The sequence below is a fragment of the Pseudomonas sp. LAIL14HWK12:I7 genome (assembly GCF_000483465.1).
Taxonomy (GTDB): domain Bacteria; phylum Pseudomonadota; class Gammaproteobacteria; order Pseudomonadales; family Pseudomonadaceae; genus Aquipseudomonas; species Aquipseudomonas kermanshahensis.
This window is the reverse complement of record NZ_AXYZ01000015.1, coordinates 83,735-103,527: the sequence shown is the minus strand read 5'-3', so window position 1 is coordinate 103,527 and position 19,793 is coordinate 83,735. Positions and strand designations below refer to the sequence as shown.

Annotated in this window: 20 protein-coding genes; 12 read left to right on the top strand and 8 right to left on the bottom strand. The window is 63.1% G+C overall.

Annotated features, from left to right (window positions below; genetic code table 11):
• Positions 1-154 precede the first annotated feature (154 nt).
• From D886_RS0115590 to D886_RS0115580, 3 genes are read left to right on the top strand one after another with little or no spacing between them, the layout of a single operon-like run.
• Positions 155-562, top strand: coding sequence for a Mor transcription activator family protein (locus tag D886_RS0115590; RefSeq protein ID WP_027594810.1), 408 nt, complete (start codon positions 155-157; stop codon positions 560-562).
• Positions 563-602: 40 nt separating this feature from the next.
• Positions 603-1,265 carry a DUF2589 domain-containing protein gene (locus D886_RS27050; RefSeq protein WP_033694218.1) on the top strand — a complete coding sequence of 221 codons (663 nt, stop codon included), beginning with the start codon at positions 603-605 and terminating at the stop codon, positions 1,263-1,265.
• A 60-nt stretch (positions 1,266-1,325) separates the two neighbouring features.
• On the top strand, positions 1,326-1,886 hold the full coding sequence (locus D886_RS0115580) for a DUF2589 domain-containing protein (RefSeq protein ID WP_027594809.1): 561 nt from the start codon (positions 1,326-1,328) through the stop codon (positions 1,884-1,886).
• A 9-nt stretch (positions 1,887-1,895) separates the two neighbouring features.
• Here the strand turns inward: D886_RS0115580 and D886_RS0115575 are convergent, their stop codons facing one another.
• From D886_RS0115575 to D886_RS0115565, 3 genes are read right to left on the bottom strand one after another with little or no spacing between them, the layout of a single operon-like run.
• Entirely contained in the window at positions 1,896-5,570 is a 3,675-nt protein-coding gene (locus tag D886_RS0115575; protein WP_027594808.1) for a translocation/assembly module TamB domain-containing protein, read from the bottom strand.
• Positions 5,567-7,309, bottom strand: a complete 1,743-nt coding sequence (locus tag D886_RS0115570; RefSeq protein WP_027594807.1) for an autotransporter assembly complex family protein — start codon at positions 7,307-7,309, stop codon at positions 5,567-5,569. The genes D886_RS0115575 and D886_RS0115570 overlap by 4 nt, the downstream gene beginning before the upstream one ends.
• Before the next feature lie 51 nt (positions 7,310-7,360).
• Positions 7,361-8,011, bottom strand: a complete 651-nt coding sequence (locus D886_RS0115565) for an N-acetyltransferase (RefSeq protein ID WP_027594806.1) — start codon at positions 8,009-8,011, stop codon at positions 7,361-7,363.
• A 163-nt stretch (positions 8,012-8,174) separates the two neighbouring features.
• Between D886_RS0115565 and xthA the strand changes: the two genes are divergently transcribed.
• On the top strand, positions 8,175-8,987 hold the full coding sequence (gene xthA, locus D886_RS0115560) for an exodeoxyribonuclease III (RefSeq protein WP_027594805.1): 813 nt from the start codon (positions 8,175-8,177) through the stop codon (positions 8,985-8,987).
• A gap of 331 nt (positions 8,988-9,318) precedes the next feature.
• Here xthA and D886_RS0115555 read toward each other — a convergent pair whose 3' ends face one another.
• Positions 9,319-10,071, bottom strand: coding sequence for an anti-sigma factor (locus tag D886_RS0115555; RefSeq protein ID WP_027594804.1), 753 nt, complete (start codon positions 10,069-10,071; stop codon positions 9,319-9,321).
• Positions 10,068-10,589, bottom strand: a complete 522-nt coding sequence (locus D886_RS0115550; protein ID WP_027594803.1) for a sigma-70 family RNA polymerase sigma factor — start codon at positions 10,587-10,589, stop codon at positions 10,068-10,070. The genes D886_RS0115555 and D886_RS0115550 overlap by 4 nt, the downstream gene beginning before the upstream one ends.
• A 124-nt stretch (positions 10,590-10,713) precedes the next feature.
• Here D886_RS0115550 and D886_RS0115545 point away from each other — a divergent pair, with 124 nt between their 5' ends.
• From D886_RS0115545 to D886_RS27045, 5 genes are all read left to right on the top strand, one after another.
• Positions 10,714-11,766: a catalase family peroxidase gene (locus D886_RS0115545; protein WP_027594802.1), complete on the top strand. Its 1,053-nt coding sequence runs from the start codon at positions 10,714-10,716 to the stop codon at positions 11,764-11,766.
• The gene (locus D886_RS0115540; RefSeq protein ID WP_027594801.1) at positions 11,763-12,296 is read left to right on the top strand and encodes a cytochrome b; all 534 of its coding nucleotides are present in this window, start codon (positions 11,763-11,765) and stop codon (positions 12,294-12,296) included. Before D886_RS0115545 ends, D886_RS0115540 begins: the two co-directional genes overlap by 4 nt.
• An 85-nt stretch (positions 12,297-12,381) precedes the next feature.
• On the top strand, positions 12,382-13,587 hold the full coding sequence (locus D886_RS0115535; RefSeq protein ID WP_027594800.1) for an MFS transporter: 1,206 nt from the start codon (positions 12,382-12,384) through the stop codon (positions 13,585-13,587).
• 79 nt (positions 13,588-13,666) lie between these two features.
• Positions 13,667-14,212, top strand: coding sequence for a cupin domain-containing protein (locus D886_RS0115530; RefSeq protein ID WP_027594799.1), 546 nt, complete (start codon positions 13,667-13,669; stop codon positions 14,210-14,212).
• A 2-nt stretch (positions 14,213-14,214) separates the two neighbouring features.
• Positions 14,215-14,514 carry a hypothetical protein gene (locus D886_RS27045; protein ID WP_027594798.1) on the top strand — a complete coding sequence of 100 codons (300 nt, stop codon included), beginning with the start codon at positions 14,215-14,217 and terminating at the stop codon, positions 14,512-14,514.
• Here the strand turns inward: D886_RS27045 and D886_RS0115520 are convergent.
• Entirely contained in the window at positions 14,487-15,101 is a 615-nt protein-coding gene (locus D886_RS0115520; RefSeq protein WP_027594797.1) for a 2-hydroxychromene-2-carboxylate isomerase, read from the bottom strand. The genes D886_RS27045 and D886_RS0115520 overlap by 28 nt on opposite strands.
• Positions 15,102-15,129: 28 nt before the next feature.
• Positions 15,130-15,861: an SDR family oxidoreductase gene (locus D886_RS0115515; protein WP_027594796.1), complete on the bottom strand. Its 732-nt coding sequence runs from the start codon at positions 15,859-15,861 to the stop codon at positions 15,130-15,132.
• An 89-nt stretch (positions 15,862-15,950) separates the two neighbouring features.
• Here D886_RS0115515 and D886_RS0115510 point away from each other — a divergent pair, with 89 nt between their 5' ends.
• A complete protein-coding gene (locus D886_RS0115510; protein WP_027594795.1) occupies positions 15,951-16,514 on the top strand; it encodes a TetR/AcrR family transcriptional regulator in 564 nt (187 codons plus the stop codon).
• Positions 16,501-17,094 carry a DUF4157 domain-containing protein gene (locus D886_RS0115505; RefSeq protein WP_027594794.1) on the top strand — a complete coding sequence of 198 codons (594 nt, stop codon included), beginning with the start codon at positions 16,501-16,503 and terminating at the stop codon, positions 17,092-17,094. Before D886_RS0115510 ends, D886_RS0115505 begins: the two co-directional genes overlap by 14 nt.
• A gap of 195 nt (positions 17,095-17,289) precedes the next feature.
• Here D886_RS0115505 and D886_RS0115500 read toward each other — a convergent pair whose 3' ends face one another.
• On the bottom strand, positions 17,290-18,282 hold the full coding sequence (locus D886_RS0115500; protein WP_027594793.1) for a bile acid:sodium symporter family protein: 993 nt from the start codon (positions 18,280-18,282) through the stop codon (positions 17,290-17,292).
• Between the two features lie 119 nt (positions 18,283-18,401).
• On the opposite strand from D886_RS0115500, the gene ampC reads away from it, so the two are divergent.
• Entirely contained in the window at positions 18,402-19,544 is a 1,143-nt protein-coding gene (gene ampC / locus D886_RS0115495) for a class C beta-lactamase (protein ID WP_027594792.1), read from the top strand.
• Positions 19,545-19,793: the final 249 nt, after the last annotated feature.

The following is a 19,793-nucleotide window of genomic DNA, read 5'->3' as shown; positions in this document are numbered from 1 at the left end:
CACTGCCTGCAAACACTGTTCAACGAGGCTACAAACCCAAGCCTATATGGCGCCTAGCGACGCACCTTGGCTCTACCTGAGAATTCGGTCACACCTTCGACACAACGCCGCAGGTGATCGCTTACCGCATCTACACCGAACGAAGGAGCGTCTTATGGAGTTACCAGACCTTACCCGGATAGACATCAGCCAGTTACCCCACTCACTGCAAGCGCTGATCGACTGCATCGGTATCGACAATGCATTCCAGCTCACCTGCGCCTATGGCGGCAGACCCAAATACATCCCCAAACACCGCGAGCGCACCAAGCTCGCCGATGTGCTCCCGGCCGACGCGCTCGATGCGCTGATCAAGCGCTTCGCTGGTGTGGCCCTGGAAATCCCCAAGGCCGACCACTTCATGCGCCAGTTGCGCAACCTGCAGATTCAGCAGGAAAGCGCCGAGGGCTTGTCACGTAGCCTGCTGGCCGACAAGTACGGCCTGAGCCTGCGGCAGATCGGCAATATCCGCCGACAAGACCCCCTATGTTCGCTGGTCGATAACCCTAGTGGTCGCCACTGACGGCCAGGTTTGCAGCACCCATTAAAAAGAGAATCCAGCTATGTCCCTAGACAACAGCCTCATCGGATCCGTCATCAATGCCTTGCCGATGGACCGCATGATCGCAGGCCCCCTGCAAGCCGTGGTTCAGGCACAAGTTACCGCAAGCAAGTCCTACGCCGACTTCCTGATGCAAGTGTGCGTTCAGGAAGGCAAGGCGGTCGCCATCCAATTCGACTACGACGAAACCATCGTCGATGAACAGGGTGAGTACCAAGGCGTCGTCAGCAAAACCATGAAAGTGCCGCTGGTAGCGGCGATCACTCACCCTAACATCGCCATTGAGGAAGGTAATGTCGAGTTCGAACTGACCATCAACCAGATGTCGGAAGACGTGACCGACAAGAACCTGGCCGCAACTGCAACCGGGTCGCTGGGTTGGGGGCCATTCAAGCTCAACGTCAAGGGCAGCATCAGCCACAAGTCCACGCAAACCCGCAAGACCGACACCCGCGCCCGCTACGCTTTCAGCACGACCCTGAAGCGCCAAGACCCGCCTGAAGCGGTGATGAGGGTCATCGATTTCCTGACCGAGGCTGCCACCAAACCCACTGTCGTCAAGTCCGCAAAGCTGAATAGCCCGGACATGATCTCGCAAGCCGACACGCTCAACGGCCTCGCGAACGGCAGCAAATCAACGCCTGGGGCACCTGCGGCTAACTGAAGTCGGTAACGATCGCCCCCTCGCAACAGGGGGCACCCCCTGAACCCAGGAGCCGAACGTTTGGACAAGTCCCCCGCCCCCATGACATCCATCGACCTGCGCGAGATCACACGCGGCCTGCAAGAAGCCGCCAGCGCCACCAACAGCCTGATAGCTCAGCAGTACATCAATCTGTTCGATCAATTCTTCGACTGCGACACCGAAGCACTGGGTGCGCCCATGAAGGCCAAGATGGTCGAAGTCGCCATGGATGAGCAGCACATCATGCGTGTGCCCTTGTTTGCGCTAGTGTCGCCCAAGGGCCTGGCACTTGAGCGCATGCAGGTTGACCTGTCGGTCCGCGTCAAGGGCACCGAGGCGCAGCAAGCGCTGCAGGCGGCCAGCGCGACGAACGCCGCCAATTTCAAGGTGACCATTGGTAGCCAGGGCCGTCAGGGCGACAGTCGCGACCCTGACGAGGTGCAGATCCGCATGCAGTTCCAGGCCAGTGAGCCGCCTGAAGCGCTTAACCGGCTGATTGAGGAATACACCAGCCTGATCACACCGGTGCGCATAGCCAAACCCACCCCCCCGTCCACACCCGATACCAATGAATTCGTCGAAGCTGCCACGGTCCGTTGACCGCGGCGATCAGAAGTCCCGTTTGTAGAAGATATCCAGCGAGCTCGCCAACCCGCTAGCCGCCTCCAGGTAAACCATCCGGCTCAACTTGTAGCGCAACGCGATAGTGTTGGCAGGCTCGAACACCCCCACCCCGTAACGCAAGCTCAGCTTCTCGGTCAGGTTGCCGCTGGCGACCACACTGGTGGTGTTACCCGAGCCTTCGGTATCCAACTGGAAATCATCGATACCCAGGCTCGATGCCAGGCTGCCGGTAATGCCGGCACTGCCTGCCAAGCCCAAGCCCAACGCGGCCTCGGCGAGCATGTTGTTGTCCTCACCCGACGTGCCCAATGGGCGACCCAGCACCAGGTACGACAGGGCCTGCTCCTGGCTCATGGCAGGTTCGGAGAACACCTGCGTGGTGGGCTGCTCGGCACTGCCGCTCAAGCGAATACCGGCAATCACGTCATCGACTTTGCGAATCGCTTCAATGTCCAGGTACGGCTGATCGAGCGGGCCGGCGAACAGCAAGCGCGCCCGGCGTATGGTCAGGCGCTGCCCGTAGGCGCGGTAACGACCATCGGCCAGGCTCAGTTCACCGCGGGTATCAAGGTTGTCGCCGATATGCACGTGGCCCAACAGGTTGGCCGTGAGGCCAAAGCCTTTGAACGACAGCTTTTCGCGCCCGACATCGACATCGATGTCCATGGCCATCGCCATGGGCGGCTTGCCCTCCTCGGTCTGATGGCCAACGATAACGGTGTCATCAGACACCTTCACCGTCGAGGGTGGCAGCTCGCGTACCGTGATCTTGCCTTTTGGCACCTGCACCTTGCCGGTTATCGACAGCTTGTCGTCGACCAGGCGCAGGTTCAGGTCCGGGGCGACTTCCAGCGTCGCATAGGGCTCAACCGTCACCGGCAATTGTTGCCCCTGCAAACGCAGGTCCATGCCCAAGGCCTGGCCCCAAGTCAGATTACCGGACAGTTGCCCGCGCCCCGCTTCGCCGCTGCGCCAACCGCCGTTGAGCTGGACCTGTTCACCCGCGATCGTAGCCTGCAGCGAGAGGTCTTGGAGGCTAACCGGCAGTTCGGCGCCACTGACCTCGCCCTGGCTCAGTACCAGGTTGCCGTTGACCTGCGGTGCCAGCAGCGTACCCGACAAGTTTCCGCTGCCATTCAACTGCCCGGCCAGGCGTTCGACCATGGGCACGAACGGTCGGGCGACCGACAGGTCCAGGCCCGCCAGGCGGAAATCGCCCGACAATGGCTTGTTCTTGCCCAACGGGTCGAGGCGGGCATTCAGGCTCAGTTCGCCCAGGCGCTCACCCCGGAAATTCAAGCGGGTGTCGATGCGGCGAGGTGCCAGGGTGCTGTCCAGGCGCAGCGCCTGATAAGGGAAATCGATCCAACGCCCCTTGTCGCGCACGCGCAAGGTGCCGCCACTGGCGTCGACAACAATGTTGCCTTTCGGGCCGCTGGCCGGGATATCCAAGTTGACGTCGGCATTCAGCAGGCCCTGCCAGGCAAAGTCCTTTGGTAGCCACTGGGCCAGGCTGTCCAGCGGGAACTGTTTAAGGTGGTAGCGCAAGCGCGGCTCAGGCGCCAGGCGCTGGTCATCACCACACAGGCTGGCCTGGCCGGAACGCCAGCAATGGGCGCCAAAATCCAGCTGGCCGCTGGCCAATCGCTGCAGGCGTGCCGGCGCCTGCAACTGCCAATCCTGGCCTCCGGCCTGGATTCGGCCACTGGCAAGGCGACCACGCCAATCGCCTTTGCTCAACTGGCCGTCCAGGCCCAGGTCCAGCTTGAGCTGCGGGCCGTCGAGCGCCAGGGTCAGGGCTTGCTGGCGAATGTCGCCTTTGCCATTGGCCTGCAGGGTACCCAGTGCGGTGTCACCGAGTTGGATGCCGCCGGCCTTGAGGTCGATCACACCGCGTTGGCCGCTGTCCAGGCGTGCGTCCAGGTCCAGGCGCTGAATACGGTTTTCGGCCTGCGCCAGCTGTTGGCCCTGCAAAGTGAGCGTACCTTGGGGCGCCTTCAAGGTCCCGGCGACGTCCAGCCGGCCCTTGACCTGCCCTTGCAGCCTGGGCCATAGCTGCCCCAAACGCGGCAAGTCGAGATCCACGCGCCCGGCCAGCCGCTGTTGCAGGCTGCCACTGCCATTGATGCGGTTGTCACCCAGCTGGATAGCCAGGGCTCCGAGCGTCCAGCTTTCCCCAGCCCCTTGGGCTTCGACCTTGAGCACTGCCGGCTGCCCGCGCAGGCGGCCTTTAAGGTCGAGCTGGGCATCGAGCTTGAGTGCATCCCCCTTCATTTCACCTTTGCTGCGCAGCGGCCCGGCCAGGGTGCCGGGCAGTTCGGCAAGCCAATACGCGGGGTCGAGCGCCGAGAGCTGCAGGTCGACATCCCACGCCAGCGTATCGGCGAAACGCACCGCGACGCTGCCTTCGGCCTTGCCTTGCCCAGCGCTAAGCGCCAGCTGCGGCAGTTTCACCTGGTTCAAATCACCTTCGAACGGGCTGGCCAGGGAAAACGCCCCCGCCGGGCCGTCGAGATCACCCTTGAAGGTGCCTTGATAGTTGCCATCGCGGTAGTGGACCTGGGCATTGAATTGCTTGAGCGTGACGTCAGGCGGCGTCTCCAGCGGGTACAGGCGCAACCACGGGAAGTCCAGCCAATCGAGCTGGGCATCGGCTGTCAGGCCCTGTTGCCAGTCGGCACTGGCCTGCAGCTTCAGCCGCTGGTTATCGCTGGCGTTGAGGTCCAGGGCATCGACCTTGGCCCCTTTGCTATCCACCCGCCCGGACAGGACCAAGGCAATCGGTGACTGCTCAGCCGGCAAACTGGCCGAGCCCGACAATTTATAGCCCTTGAGCAAATCACCTTTGGCATTGAGCTCAAGCTGATTGAACTGCAGGGTGTCCGGCAGCGACCCGGCTGGTTTGAAAGCGTCGGAACGGATCTGCAGCGTTGCCGGCAGGTGCTCGGCCAACGCTTGCAGCTCACCGTTCAGCCGTGCATCGAGGTAACCCGAGCTGGTGCCTTCGAGAGTGAGGGTTTTCTGCAGCTCGCCTTGCGCGGTCAACGCCAGTTGCCAGCTTTTACCCTCTACCGATGGCAGCTGAACTTGCCCTTGCAGCTGCAGCGGCCAATCGCCCTTAGGTTGCAGGTCGCCTTGCAGGTCCAGGCGCAGGTCATCGCGCTGCAGGTGCAGGCGGTCGATGCGCATGCCCGTTTGGGTCCAGTGGGCGGCCAGTTGCACATCACCCAGCAGGTCGCTGCCGTCGAGTCGCAGTTGGCCGATCTTGACCTCGCCCAGCTCGATGGCGACCGGCAAGCGCAGGGCCGGGAGTTGCAGCGGGCCGCTTTCAGCCGGTGCATCGCTGGGTGCAAACGCCATGTCGATGCGCTGCGCCTGCAGTTGATCGATACACAAGGTGGCACGCAGCAGGCACGCGGGCGACCACGTCAACAGCGGGGCCTGCACCTCGACCCGGTTACCGCCCTCGACCCAGCTCAGCTGGCTGGCTTGCCAACTGCCCGCCAGGCGCCCTTGGAAGTCAGCGACCTGCAACCCCGGCACCCTGGCCAGTGCCCAGCGGCTGCCGCTTTCGGTCCCCACCAGCACGCCCAGCGCCAGGCCCACGGCCACTACCCCGCCGAGCACGCCCAGCAGTACGAATTTGAACACACGTGTCACAGCTCAGGCCCCATGGAGAAGTGCAGGCGAATACCGCCCTCGTCATCGAGGGCCTTGGCCAGGTCCAGGCGCAATGGCCCAACCGGTGAAACCCAACGCACACCAATGCCCACCCCGGTCTTGAGGCTTGGCAGCTCGAAGGTGTTGAACGAGTTGCCCTGATCGACAAAGGTTGCCACGCGCCACTTTTCAGTCAGTGAGTACTGGTACTCGACGCTGCCAGCCACCAGGTAGCGGCCACCGATGCGGTCGCCGTCGCTGTTTTTCGGCGACAAGGTCTGGTAGTCATAGCCACGCACGCTCTGGTCGCCACCGGCGAAGAAGCGCAGCGATGGCGGGATGTTGTTCTTGTAGCCGTTGGTGGCGCTGCCGCCAAATTGCACCCGGCCGAGGAAGCGATGGTTATGGCCAAGCGTGGTCAGGCCCTTGAGCAGCACGTTGCCGTGCAGCAGGTTGGTGTCGGAGACCAGGCCTTCCTTCGCCACCTGGGTATCGAACTGCAGGCGGTAGCCATTGTGCGGGTCAATGCGGTTGTCGCTGCGCAGGTACGAGAAGCTGACACCCGGCATCAGCAAGTTGCTCAGCCCCGAGTCATCGCCCAGGCGGTACTCTTCACGCTGGTACTTGAGCGAGATGACCCGCTGCCAGCCACTGGGCAACTTGCTGTGCCATTCAGGCCCGACGGTGAGCAGCTTGCTGAGGGTGTCGGTACCGGCGAGTTCCTCGTTCTGGTAACCACCGGCAAAGCGCAGTTTGTCGGTCAGCGGCGGGTCGAGCGGCACGTCATACCACAGGCCGACGTTCTGCCGAGGTGCCGACAGTTCGGTTTCCCAGCCGTAGCTGTGGCCCTGAGGGTTGACCCAGTGTCGCGTCCAGTTGGCCTTGCCACGGGGGCCGACGTCAGTCGAGAAGCCCAGGCCCAGGCCCATGGTGCGTGGTTTGCGGGTTTCCAGGCGGACCTCCACCGGGATGTCTTCGCCCACGGCGGCAGTCGGCGCGGCGTCTACCCGCACACCTTCGAAGTAGCCACTCGATTGCAGGTCGTTGTTGAGTTCGGCAATCAGCTCGGAGTCATAGGGCGTGCCTGGCTTGAACGAGACCATGCGCTGCAGCAGGTCTTCATCCAGCGGTGTGTCACCGCCAAACTTGACCGCGCCCAGGCGATAGCGAGGGCCGCTTTGGTAGACCAGTTCGATGTCGGCCACGCCGGCCTGGGGGTCGACCGCCAGGCGTTGGCGGCTGAAGCGGCCGGCGAAGAAGCCATAGCGTGAAGCCTGGTTCTGGATCAGCCGTTTGGCATCTTCGTAAAGCCCATGGTTAAGCTGCTCCCCAGCGCGCAGTGCCTTGCTGTCGGGCACCCGAAACGCCTTCATCTCACTGGCAGGCCCTTCGATGCGCACCGTCACGTTGCGCAGGCGCACAGGCTCGCCGGGGGCGATCTGGATTATCAATTGCGGGGCTTGGTCGGCTTTGGCGGGAGGCTTGACCTCGGTATCGATCTGGGCTTGATAGTAGCCAAGTGCCTGCGCGGCTTTGCGCGCCTGCTCCTGAGCCCCGCGACTGAAGCGCAGAAGCGCTTCTTCATCGCGGTCACCCAAGTTGCCGATATAGCCTTCGACATTGGCCTTGAGCGCTTTGTTGGCTGGTTTTACCTTCACCAGCAACTCGCTCTGGCCCCATGCTGCGAAACTGGCGACCCAGAAAACCAGGCCCCAGGTTAATCTTCCTGAATACGTCATGCGGGGCATGCTACCAGAGCCGGGCGCTCAAGGGAGCCGTCTGGCGGCTTGTCAGGCAAAAGCGGAAGTTGAAGACACGGGGTTGGGATGGAAGAACACCCTTTCTCGGATCGGCCCTACGGCAACCTCGCCAATTTCCTCATAGCCCTGACGCTGGTAGAACGCCAGGTAGTGCTCATTACCGGTGTCCAGCACGACACCCTGGGTGCTGGGGTCTTCCGCGCACCAGTCATGCACAGCTTGTAACAATTGCTCACCGTACTGGCGCCCCTGAAATTGTGGGTGCACGCCCAGTAGAGGCAAGACGTGCACCTGGTCTGTAGGCAAGCAACTGGCCAATGCCGCCTGGTAGTCCATGTAGCGTCGCGTGCAGCGCAGGCCGGTACCCAGCATCATGCGCAAACGCCAGGCCCAGCTGTCGGCCACCCCCAGCCTGCGCAGCGGCGGCACGATCAGGGCCAGGGCAATCAAACGGTCATCCAGCAACAGGCCAATGGCCGGCAGTTGCAGGTAAAAGTGCTGGCGGACCCATTCACGCACCATCACGCGCAGGCGGCGCTCATAGCCTGGGCGCTGCGCCTCGAAAATGTAAGCAAAGGTAGGTTCATGGCGGTAGGCGTTGTACAGCAGCGAACGCGCCTCACGGCTGTAGCCGTCGTCGAGTTGGCAGATACGCGCCGGCGTGGCAGTGGTTTCGGGCATTGCGGGCAGTCCTCCTGGAATGGGCTTGCAATGCCTTGGAGTGTGCTCCACCACGCATCGTTCAGCCCCTACAGCACGTTAGCAGCAGCACCCCGAACCCGCCATGCTGGTGATGACGCGCGATGTCGGCTAGCATCGCGGCTTTTACCGGGATTGTCTTTCCATGAAGATCGTCTGTTTCAACATCAACGGCCTGCGAGCGCGCCCGCATCAGCTGGCGGCGCTGATCGACAAGCATCAGCCTGACGTGATCGGCCTGCAGGAAACCAAGGTCAGCGACGATCAGTTCCCTCTGGCCGATGTCCAGGCACTGGGCTACCACGTGCATTACCACGGCCAAAAAGGCCACTATGGCGTCGCCTTGCTGTCGCGCCAGGCACCGCTGAGCCTGCACAAGGGCTTTGCCACCGATGAGGAAGACGCCCAGCGCCGCTTCATCTGGGGCACCTTCGCCGATGCCGACGGCAACCCGATCACCATCATGAACGGCTACTTCCCCCAGGGTGAAAGCCGCGACCACCCCACCAAATTCCCGGCCAAGCAGCGCTTCTACAGCGACCTGCAGGCCCTGCTCGAAAACCAGTTCCGCAACGACCAGCCGGTGCTGGTGATGGGCGACATGAACATCTCGCCCCAGGACTGCGACATCGGCATCGGCCCGGACAACGCCAAACGTTGGCTCAAGACCGGTAAATGCAGCTTCCTGCCGGAAGAGCGCGAATGGATGGAGCGCCTTAAAGGCTGGGGCCTGGTCGACAGTTTCCGCCACCTGCACCCGGACGTGGCCGACCGCTTCAGCTGGTTCGACTACCGCAGCCGCGGTTTCGAGGATGAACCCAAGCGTGGCCTGCGCATCGACCTGATCATGGCGTCGCAGCACCTGGTGCCACGGATCAAGGCGGCGGGTGTGGACTATGAGTTGCGCGGGATGGAAAAGCCGTCGGACCATGCACCGATCTGGCTGGAGTTGAGCTGACGCGGGTCTGGTGTAAGGCATTTGAGTTGTAGCGCCTGTGGGATCGAGCGCCGCCCGCGCGGCGCTTCGCAGCACAAGGCTGCTCCATCTGTTTCGGGCCAGTAACGCCTGTAGCAACGCGCGCGACCGCCTTGTTTGTTCCACACGATATCGAGGTGGGCGCCAAACGGCCGCGCGCCTCTGTCTCAGGACTGATTGGCCCGAAACAGATGTGGGAGCAGCCTTGTGCTGCGAAGCGCCGCGCGGGCGGCGCTCGATCTCACAGGCGCTGTAAATCCAATGCCCTACACCTGGCTGCCCACACCCACTCAACCAAATCATCACCATCACCCTACAACCCCAACCGCAACGCCTCCCCTACCCCCGCCCCACGCGTATCGTCCGCCGCACTGACCAACGCAAAGTTATACGCCCCATGCGACCAGTACCGTGCCTCCAGTTGCCCATCAACCCGCTGCCCCTCGGGCATGCGTTCATAACGCTCACCCGGCGAGCGCAGAAACAGGCTGATGCGTTCCCCTTTGCCATCCTGAAACACCAGGAGCGCCGCAGGCCCTTGCTCGTTGCTGAGCAACCGCGCGCCCACCGGCCTGAAACCGTAACCCGCCAGGTCCGGCAACTGGCCTACCCGGCTGAAATGACGCCCCAACCAGTCACGCAATTGAGTCGGGTCGCTGGCCTGGATATCCAGCGCCTCGCTACCGGCAAACAGCCGATGAGCCTGGACCGCATCGGCCATGGGCAGATCGACCCTGGCCAACATCGCATCCCGCGCCTGCCAACCGCCCAAACCACCCACACCAATCGCCAGCACGAGCACTGCCGCCGATGCCCAACGCCGTTGACGACGCTGGCGCAGCCGCTGCTTTAATTGGCCCAGATCCAGCTGCGCAGCTCCCGGCTGTTCACCAAGGCCGGCGAGTGCCACACGCAGCCGCCGCGCATCGCTGCGCCAGCCCTCGACCCTCGCCGCTTCCTGCGGGTTGGCCGCCAGCCAAACCTTTACCTCTGCCCGGCGGGCAGGCGTCAGGCGCTCATCGATGTAGGCATGCAACTCATCTTCAGTGGGGATCAGGCGTGTCATTTCAGTCTCCGCAAGGCCGGGGGTTGAGGGTTGCCCTCGGTCAGTTCGCGCAAGGCATTGCGGGCGCGCGACAAGCGCGACATCACGGTACCGATAGGGATGCCCAAGGCCTGGGCGGCCTCTTTGTAACTCAAACCTTCGATGCTCACCAGCAGCAGCAAAGCACGCTGCTCGGCCGACAGCCGAGCGAAGGCACGCAGGTCGGCCTGGGCCAGCACGATGTCTTCGATATTGCCGCCAACGGGCTCGCTTTCCACCTCGGCGCGGCCGAACCAGGACAGCCAACGGGCATGCAGGCGGTCGCGGCGTTTGCCGTCAAGAAACAGCCGATAAAGGATGGTGAACAGCCAGGCGCGCAGCGCCTCAGCTTCACGTTGCTGGCCCTGGCGGCTCAAGGCTCGCTCGACGGTGGCCTGCACCAGGTCGTCGGCGCTGCCCGATTCGCGCGTCAACCACAAGGCAAAGCGGCGCAAACGTGCCAGCAGCTCGCGCCACTGGTGTTCGTCCAGATCGTGCATGGCTATGTCCCGGCCTCTGGGGTTGTCAGTGTAAGAGGCAGACGCCCGGTAACAAAATCTATTCCCGTCGAGGGAATAAGTTTTTCCCTGCAGCGTCGTACCGGCACCTTCACAGAACCGGACGATGATCATGAACTCACCTTTGCACGGCCCCGCCAAGGCCCTGCGCCTGGCAGCCATCGGCGCTGTCATGCTGGCTGCCGGCGCAGGCTTTGCCTATGCCGCCGGCTGGATCGGCGCACCTGAACTGACACCAAAGCGCATCATCGACACCTTCGAGGCCCAGGCCGGGCACTACCCAGGCTACCGCAAGAACCACGCAAAAGGCCTCTGTGTCTCGGGCTACTTCCAGGCCAGCGGGCAGGCTGCCAGCCTGTCCACGGCCCGCGTGTTCAGCCAGGCACGCGTGCCGGTTATCGGCCGTTTTGCCATTGGCGGCGCCAACCCGTTCGCGCCGGACACGGCAATCCCGGTGCGCAGCCTGGCGCTTCAGCTCAGCACTGACGATGGGCAAGTCTGGCGTACCGGCATGAACAACCCGCCGGTGCTGGCGGTGGGTACGCCGCAGGCGTTCTATGAACAAGTCCTGGCCAGTACGCCAGACCCTTCCACTGGCAAACCGGACCCGGCCAGGCAACAAGCGTTTTTTGCCGCCCACCCCGAAAGCGCGGCGTTCCGCCAGTGGGCGGCGAGCTACAAGCCAAGCAACAGTTTCGCCAGTACCCAGTATCACAGCATCAATGCCTTCCGCCTGATCGACGCCGCCGGCGCGGCACAGCCGGTACGTTGGCAACTGGAGCCGCAAACCCCGTTTACCGCCCTGCCAGGCCAGGTGGACGACAAACAATACTTGCAGCACGACCTGCAACAGCGCCTGGCCCAAGGGCCGCTGCGCTGGACCCTGCGCCTGATCCTGGCCGAGCCTGGCGACGCCGTGGACAACCCGGCCAGCCCATGGCCTGCGCAACGGCGCAGCGTAGACGCCGGCACGCTTGTGCTCGAACAAGTCGACGCGCCTGAGCAAGGCGCTTGCCGCGACATTAATTTCGACCCGCTGATCCTGCCCCACGGCATCGAAGCCTCTGCCGACCCGATTCTGGCCGCCCGATCCGCCGCCTATTCGGAATCGTTCAACCGCCGCAGCCGTGAATCGCTCGGCACTGGAGCCCGCCCATGAGACCTGAAGCCTTCCACCCCCTCGCCCGCCTGCTGCACTGGCTGATGGCGGTGTTGATTGTGGCCATGCTGTTCATTGGTGTGAGCATGGTCAGCGACCTGTCACTGCGCCACCCCGTATTGCTCAGCCTGCACAAGGCCACGGGCCTGGCCTTGCTGGTACTGGTGGTGTTGCGTATCGGCCTGCGTTTGGCCTTGCCACACCCACCGCTGCCACGCGACCTGCCACCGCTGCAGCGGTTCGCCGCCGGTGCCTCGCATGTGCTGCTCTATGGCCTGATGCTGGCCATGCCACTGCTGGGATGGGCCATGCTGTCGGCCGGCGGCTACCCACGGCCCCTGCAATTGCCGGCAATCGCCCCCCACGACCTGCAGCTGTATGCCGTGCTGCGACAAGCCCACGGCTGGGCTGGCTACCTGCTGTTCGCGACGATCCTGGTGCACCTGGGCGCAGCGCTGATGCACGCCTTGGTGCGCCGCGACGGCGTCTTGCGTAGCATGTGGCCTGGCCCCCTGCGTCGCAGCGAATAAGCCGGTGCGGTTCAGGGCGTTCGACAATCGATAATAATGCTTACTAAGATCGGCGCACTTATCGCTGAACTTCTCTGGACTGCCCATGAACGTCGCAAAGGATCCTGCCACTCTCGTGCCTGCCAGCACGCTGGACTTACGCCCACTGCTGCTGGCCAACATGGCCTGCACCATGTCGATGATGGCCTTCGTTGCCCTGATAGGCCCAATCGCCCGCCAACTCGGCATGGCCACCTGGCAGGCCGGTGCCGCTGTTACCGTCGCCGGGGTGGTCTGGGTGCTGCTGGCACGCCCGTGGGGCCGCGCCGCTGACCGGCTAGGCCGCCGCCGCGTGCTGCTGCTGGGAAGCGCAGGCTTCACCGTGGCCTACTGGCTGTTGTGCGTGTTCGTCGAAGGCGCGCTGCGCTGGATGCCGGGCGCAACCCTGGCCTTTATCGGCCTCATGCTCGCACGCGGCTGCATCGGCGCCTTCTACGCCGCCATCCCAGTGGCTTGCAATGCACTGATCGCCGACCATGTCGAACCGCAGCGCCGAGCCCGCGCCATGGCCTCACTGGGCGCGGCAAACGCGGTCGGCCTGGTGCTGGGCCCAGCACTGGCCGCACTGCTCGCGCGCTACAGCCTGAGCCTGCCATTCCACCTCATGTCGCTGCTGCCGGCCACCGCGTTCTTCGTGTTGCTGTTCACACTCAAGCCAAAAGCGCTGGCGCACACCCATGCGCCCAGCCCTGTGCAACTGAGCGACCCCCGGCTGCGCCGGCCTTTGCTGGTGGCCTTCAGCGCCATGCTTAGCGTCACCGTGTCACAGATCATTGTCGGGTTCTTCGCCCTGGACCGCTTGCAGTTGGGCCCGGCTGACGCGGCTCAGGTCGCCGGCATTGCCCTGACCACGGTCGGTGTGGCGCTGATCCTGGCCCAAGTTGTGCTGCGCCAACTGGAATGGCCGCCGCTGAAGATGATCCGGGTGGGCGCCAGCGTGTCGGCCGTGGGCTTTGCCTGCGGTGCACTGGCGACCACCGCGCCCTGGCTGTGGGCGTGCTTCTTCGTCGCTGCGGCCGGCATGGGCTTTGTGTTCCCGGCGTTTTCGGCGCTGGCGGCCAATGCCATGCAGGCCTCGGAACAAGGCGCCACAGCGGGCTCGATCGGCGCCGCCCAAGGCATGGGCGCGGTGATTGGGCCACTGGCCGGCACCCTGGTGTATGCCCTGGACCCACGCTTGCCGTTCCTGGCGGTAGCCGCGCTGTTGCTGCTGGTCGGGCTATGGCCGATGCCACGCGAACCACGTGCCTGATAAGCACAGCGCGCAAGCGTGCAGAGTGTGTTTTAATGCGTCGCTCATTATTTTTGACACCTCTGATTACAAGGCGGCTATGGACACGGGGACGCGACTCAAACTGGTGCGTGAACGCAACAACCTCTCCCAACGGGAACTGGCCCGCCGCAGCGGGCTGACCAACTCGACGATCTCGCAGATCGAACAGAATCGCGTCAGCCCTTCGGTCAGCTCCCTGAAAAAACTGCTCGAAGGGATCCCGATGAGCTTGGCGGAGTTTTTCAGCTTCGACGAGCCGGTGCGGGAAGAGCGCTTCGTGTTCCGCGCCAGCGAGCAGCCAGACTTGGGCCGTAACGGCCTGCGCATGCTGTTGGTAGGTGCCAGTGTCGAGGCCCGTCAGATGCGCATGCTGCGTGAACTGTACGCACCCGGCGCCGATTCGGGCGAGCCAATCGTGCATGCAGAAGGCGAAGAGTGCGGCCTGGTCACCCGCGGCACCGTCGAACTGTGGGTCGATGGCCAGGTCAGCGTGCTCAATTCGGGTGACGGCTACTACATCCCCACTACCCTGCCGCACAGCTTCAAGAACATTGGCCAGGATGAGGCCGAAATCATCAGCGCCAACACCCCGGCGAACTTCTGACCGTGAACCGCCCAGGCACCGTGAACACACGGGCCGCGTATCAGCGCTTGCGTGACGCAGCCCTGGGCGTCCACCCCTTGCACATCACCGCCCAGCGGGCCGAAGGGCTGGTCGATGTGCTGATCGAAGGCTGGCAGTTGACCCTGGCCGTGGATGCCGAAGGCCTTGCTCAATGCGTCCAGTGCGTGGCCCCCAACGGTGATCAGGCCGGCCTTGAAGACTGGCACCGCTACGGCACCAACCCCACCGACCTGCTCAGCCTGTGGGAACGCACTCAGCTGGAAACACGCCTGGCCGGTTGACGCACCGCGTCCTCGACAAAATCCAGGCGGTCTTGCCCAAAGAACATCTCATCACCGACAAAGCAGGTCGGCGCACCAAATACACCGCGCGCAACGGCTTCCTCGGTCGCCTGCTTCAGGGCCGCCTTCACCTGCGCGTCGCTTGCCAGGGCAGTGAGCGCGGCAAGGTCAAAGCCGGCCTGTTCCAGCGTCTGCTGCAACACCGCCGCGTCCCCCAGGTTGCGTCGCTCGGCCCACAGGCCGTTGAACAATGCCCGCAACAGTGCCTCGAAGCGCTCCGGTGCTTGCAACTGTGTGCCAATTACACCGCGCATCAGCATCAGGGTATTCATCGGGAAGCCCGGTGGAAGCCCAAACGGCACACCGTAGCGCGCTGCGAAGCGTGCAAGGTCGGTAAACATGTAGCGGCCCTTGGCTGGGATCATTGCCGGCGAGGCATTGCCGGTGGCCTGGAATACCCCACCCAACAGCATGGGCCGATAATGCAGCGCCGCGCCATGGCGGTCACAGATACCCGGCAGCTGGGTCCACGCCAGGTAACTGGCGGGGCTGCCGAGGTCAAAGAAAAATTCGACGGTCTTGGTCATGGGTAGGGTCCTTGGTCGACGAGGGGGCTTACCAGCGTTCCATCCAGGGGCGCAGGTCCAGTTCGAATGTCCAGGCATCTCGCGGTTGGGCGTGGAGGAACCAGTAGCTGTCGGCTATATGGGCCGGGGCAAGGATGCCATCCTGGTCCTTAAGGGCGTAGCGCTCGGGGAAACTGTCGCGGATGAACGCGGTATCGATTGCCCCATCCACCACTACATGAGCGACATGGATATTGCGCGGCCCCAGCTCACGCGCCATGCTCTGGGCCAACGCCCGCAGGCCGTGCTTGGCACCGGCGAATGCGGCAAAGCCAGCAGCGCCACGGGTACCTGCAGTAGCGCCTGTGAACAGAATCGTGCCGCGCTCACGCACCACCATGCGCCGAGCCACCGCCTGCGCTGTCAGAAACCCGGCAAAACAGGCCATCTCCCAAATCTTGAAGTATTTGCGCGGCGTTTCGTCGAGAATGCTGCAAGGCACATTGGCGCCGATATTGAAGACAAACGCCTCGATCGGGCCGATATCACGCTCGATGGTCTCAACCAGCGCGGCCACCTCTTCCTCCTTACGCGCATCGGAGCCAAAGCCATGAGCCTGGCCACCTTCGGCGCGGATCTCGTCCAGCAGCGGTTGCAGCTTGTCCGCCTGACGGCGAGTGACACAGGCCACGTAGCCCTCCCGCGCGAAGCGCTTGGCGATCTCGCCCCCCGTGGCATCCCCTGCGCCGATCACCAGCACTACTTTTTGTGGTTGAGTCATGTGCGCCCCTTTGGTGAATGATCGTTTAGTAAACGAACGCTATGTTATGATCGCCCCCATCGTCAAGCCAAGTGCGCAGAGGCAATTGAATGCGCTATACCAGCGACCACAAGCAACAAACCCGCGAAAAGCTGCTGGCCACCAGCGGTGCACTGGCCAAACGCGGCGGTTTTACCAGCACTGGCGTAGCCGGGCTGATGAAAGCCATCGGGCTGACCGGCGGTGCCTTTTACAATCACTTCCCTTCCAAAGATGACCTGTTCACCGAAGTCGTTCGCCAGGAGCTGTGCAACAGCCCGCTGGCGCGCCTGGCCAATCAAGGTGCCAGCCGCGAGCGCCTTGGCCGTTGTCTGCAGCAATACTTGAGCCTGGCCCACCTGCACAATGCCGAAGGGGGCTGCCCCTTGCCGCCGCTTGGGGTGGAAATCGCCCGGGCAGATCAACCGGTGCGTGAGGTGGCCGAACATTGGCTGGTCGAGCTGCACAAAGCCTGGAGCACAACACTGGAGGATGAACAACTGGCCTGGGTGTTGATCAGCCAGTGCGTCGGTGCGTTGCTGATCGGGCGCATGCTCGCCAGCGAAGCCGTGCAGTCCGAAGTACTCGATGCCAGCCGCAGCTTCGTCGAAAAGGCCTTGAATGAAAGCCGTTAACCTGTTGCTTGGCTTGTTTTTGAGCGTGCCCGTGTTTGCTGAACAGACCTGCCCTCCGGGCCAGTACCAAGTCTGCCTGATGGGCTGTTTCTGTGCGCCGGTCGACCCAGGCCAGGCCGGGCAGATCCTCAAGGACGTCGAAACCATGGCCTCAACCAGCCTGGCCTACGCGTTGCGCCAGGCCCGCGACGAAGCCAGCGCCAGCGGCAGTGAGCCGATCCCGCTGCACATCCGCGCCCAGCTCGAACCCTGGTATGACTTTGCCGTGCTCGATGCCGCGCGCTTCAGGGTTGGCGATGAACAGCAGATGAGCGCAGCCAACGCGATGCTGCAAAACCCCGATGTGAATGCCGTGACACTGATCGACACGATCATCTTCCGCCATGCCAGCGATGCTGAAGACAATGTGGCGCTGTGGGCGCACGAGCTCAAGCACGTGCAGCAGTACCAGGCATTAGGCGTCGATGAGTTCGCCCGGCGCTACACGCGTGACTTCAATGAGCTGGAAGGCCCGGCCTACAAGATAGAGGCGGAGGTTGCCAAGGCGTTAAGAGCGCGCAGCTCCGGCCAGGCCCGGTGAAGTGATAAAGCACCTCAAGAACAGCACATAACTACCTGACTCAGCAGGTATTTGTTGGAGAACACAAGGTCTGAGCCTGCGCAATTACCTGTAGGAGCGGCGGTGCGGCGGTCCGACTTGCCCGCGAAGAGGCCGGAACACGCACCACAAAACAGTTGCTCTCACACAGTCAGCGGTAGGTATACCCCTTGTCTATCAGGACGATAGAGGGGCCTTCTCACCCACATCCTCACGGCTGGCATAACGTTGCGCCAGCACCGCGCACACCATCAGCTGGATCTGATGGAACAGCATCAGCGGCAAAATCATCGCGCCAATGCCACTGCCCACGAACAGCACCTGAGCCATCGGCACGCCGGTCGCCAGGCTCTTCTTCGAACCGGCGAACAGAATGGTGATGCGGTCTTCAAGGTCAAAGCCCAGCACCTTGCCAAGGAAACGGGTGCCATACAGCACCACCGCCAACAAAATCCCGCAGACCACGAACAGCCCCGCCAGGTGCTGTGGCGATACCGTGTGCCACAGGCCCGTCACCACCGCTTCACTGAACGCGGTATACACCACCAGCAGGATCGAACCCTGGTCCACGACCTTGAGCCAGCGCGCGTTGCGCTTGACCCATGCACCAATCCAGCGGCGTGCGATCTGCCCGGCCACGAAGGGCACCAGCAGCTGCAGGGTGATTTTCAGTACGGCATCCAACCCCGACCCGGTGTCACCGCTGGCGCCGAGCAACATCATCACCAGCAGCGGCGTGAGGAAGATGCCCAGCAGGCTCGAAGCGGCAGCGCTGCAAATGGCGGCCGGCACGTTGCCGCGGGCCAGGGAGGTGAACGCGATGGCTGACTGCACAGTGGCCGGCAATGCACACAGGTACAGCACGCCCAGGTACAGCTCATTGCCAACCAATGGCACGAACAGGGGCTTGAACGCCAACCCCAGCAAGGGGAACAGTACAAAGGTGCAGGAGAACACCAACGCGTGCAGGCGCCAGTGCCCGGCCCCGGCGATGATCGCTTCGCGCGACAACTTGGCGCCGTGCAGGAAGAACAGCAGGCCGATGGCCAGGTTGGTCAGCCAGCCAAAATACACTGCACCGTCACCCGAGCAGGGCAGCACGGTGGCGATCAGCACCACCCCGAGCAACGCCAGGGTGAAATTGTCGAATAACATCCGCAAATACTTCATCACAGGTTCCGTCTTGTCATTGTGCAAGGGCAGACGATAAGGTCTGCGGCTTTTCTTCGCTAACGCCGGAACCCCCACAGGTGTCGATGAACGGACACAACCCCACAAAGGACCTGCCCATGTTGCTCCCTCGCCTGGCCGCACTGGCTGCTGTCATCACATTCGCCATGGGCCACGCAGCCGCTCAGGCTGACGACACGCTGCAAGCACGCGTCGACCCCCTCATTCGCACACTGATGCAGGAGCAAGGCATCGCCGGCATGGCCGTGGCGGTGTACGCCCACGGCCAGGCGCACTATTTCAACTATGGCGTGGCCAGCAAGGCCGAGGGCACGCCGGTTACCCAAGACACCCTGTTCGAGGTCGGCTCGTTGAGCAAGACCTACACGGCTACCCTCGCTGCCCTGGCCAGCGCCGAAGGCAAACTGGACCTGCAGGCCCCGGCAAAACGCTATCAGCCCGCACTGGCTGGGGTGCCGCTGGGGGACGCAAGCGTGCTGGAACTGGGGGCCTACAGCGCCGATTGCCTACCGTTGCAGTTCCCCGATGAAGTGCAGACGCCGCAACAGGTCGTGGACTTCTTCCGCCACTGGAAGCCTCACGCCGCGCCGGGCACCCAGCGCTGCTATTCCAACCCGAGCCTGGGCCTGTTCGGCGATTTGGCGGCACGCGCGCAGCAGCGCCCCTTCGCGGAGCTGATGAGCCAGGGCCTGCTGGTGCAACTGGGCCTGAAACACACCTACCTGCAGGTGCCCGCCAGCGCCCAAGGGCTTTATGCCCAAGGCTACGACGCAGAAGACCGCCCGGTACGCGTCAGCCCAGGCCCTTATGCCGATGAAGCCTATGGCATCAAGACCAGCGCCAGCGACATGCTGCGCTACGTGCACCTGCAGATGAAACCAGACGGCCTGCCCGCTGCACTGCAAAACGCCATCGCGATCACCCATAAGGGCTACTTCCAGGTCGGCGCCATGACCCAAGGCCTTGGCTGGGAGCATTACCCTTATCCGGTTGCGCTAGGCACCTTGATCGATGGCAACAGCCCTCGCCTGATCCGTGAGCCTCAGGCCACCACCCGCCTCGTCCCTGCCAGCCCTGCCCTGCGTGAGGCCTGGTACAACAAGACCGGCGCAACCAGTGGTTTTGGCGCGTACGCCGCTTTTATTCCTGCCAAGAACATGGCCGTGGTGTTGCTGGCCAATCGTAATTATCCCAACGAAGCCCGCGTGCGTGCGGCCTTCCAGATTCTTGAGGGGCTGTAAAGGCATCGGCCGGTTTTACGCCGGCCAGCCGCTGGATTGTCGAACAACATGACAAAAATGTAGTGCCTAAAAATATTCACTACAAAACTGTTGACGCCGTTCATCGCGCTTGGGCATGATTGAGTTGTCTCCCCGATCGGGAGCGGTGGCAAGGGTGTTCCAGACGGCTTGCGCGGTAACGCAGGCCGTCCGTGGAGAGGGAACTGTCCAAAAGGCAGCGTGTGAAAGCCCCTGTTGCGATGCTGCTGT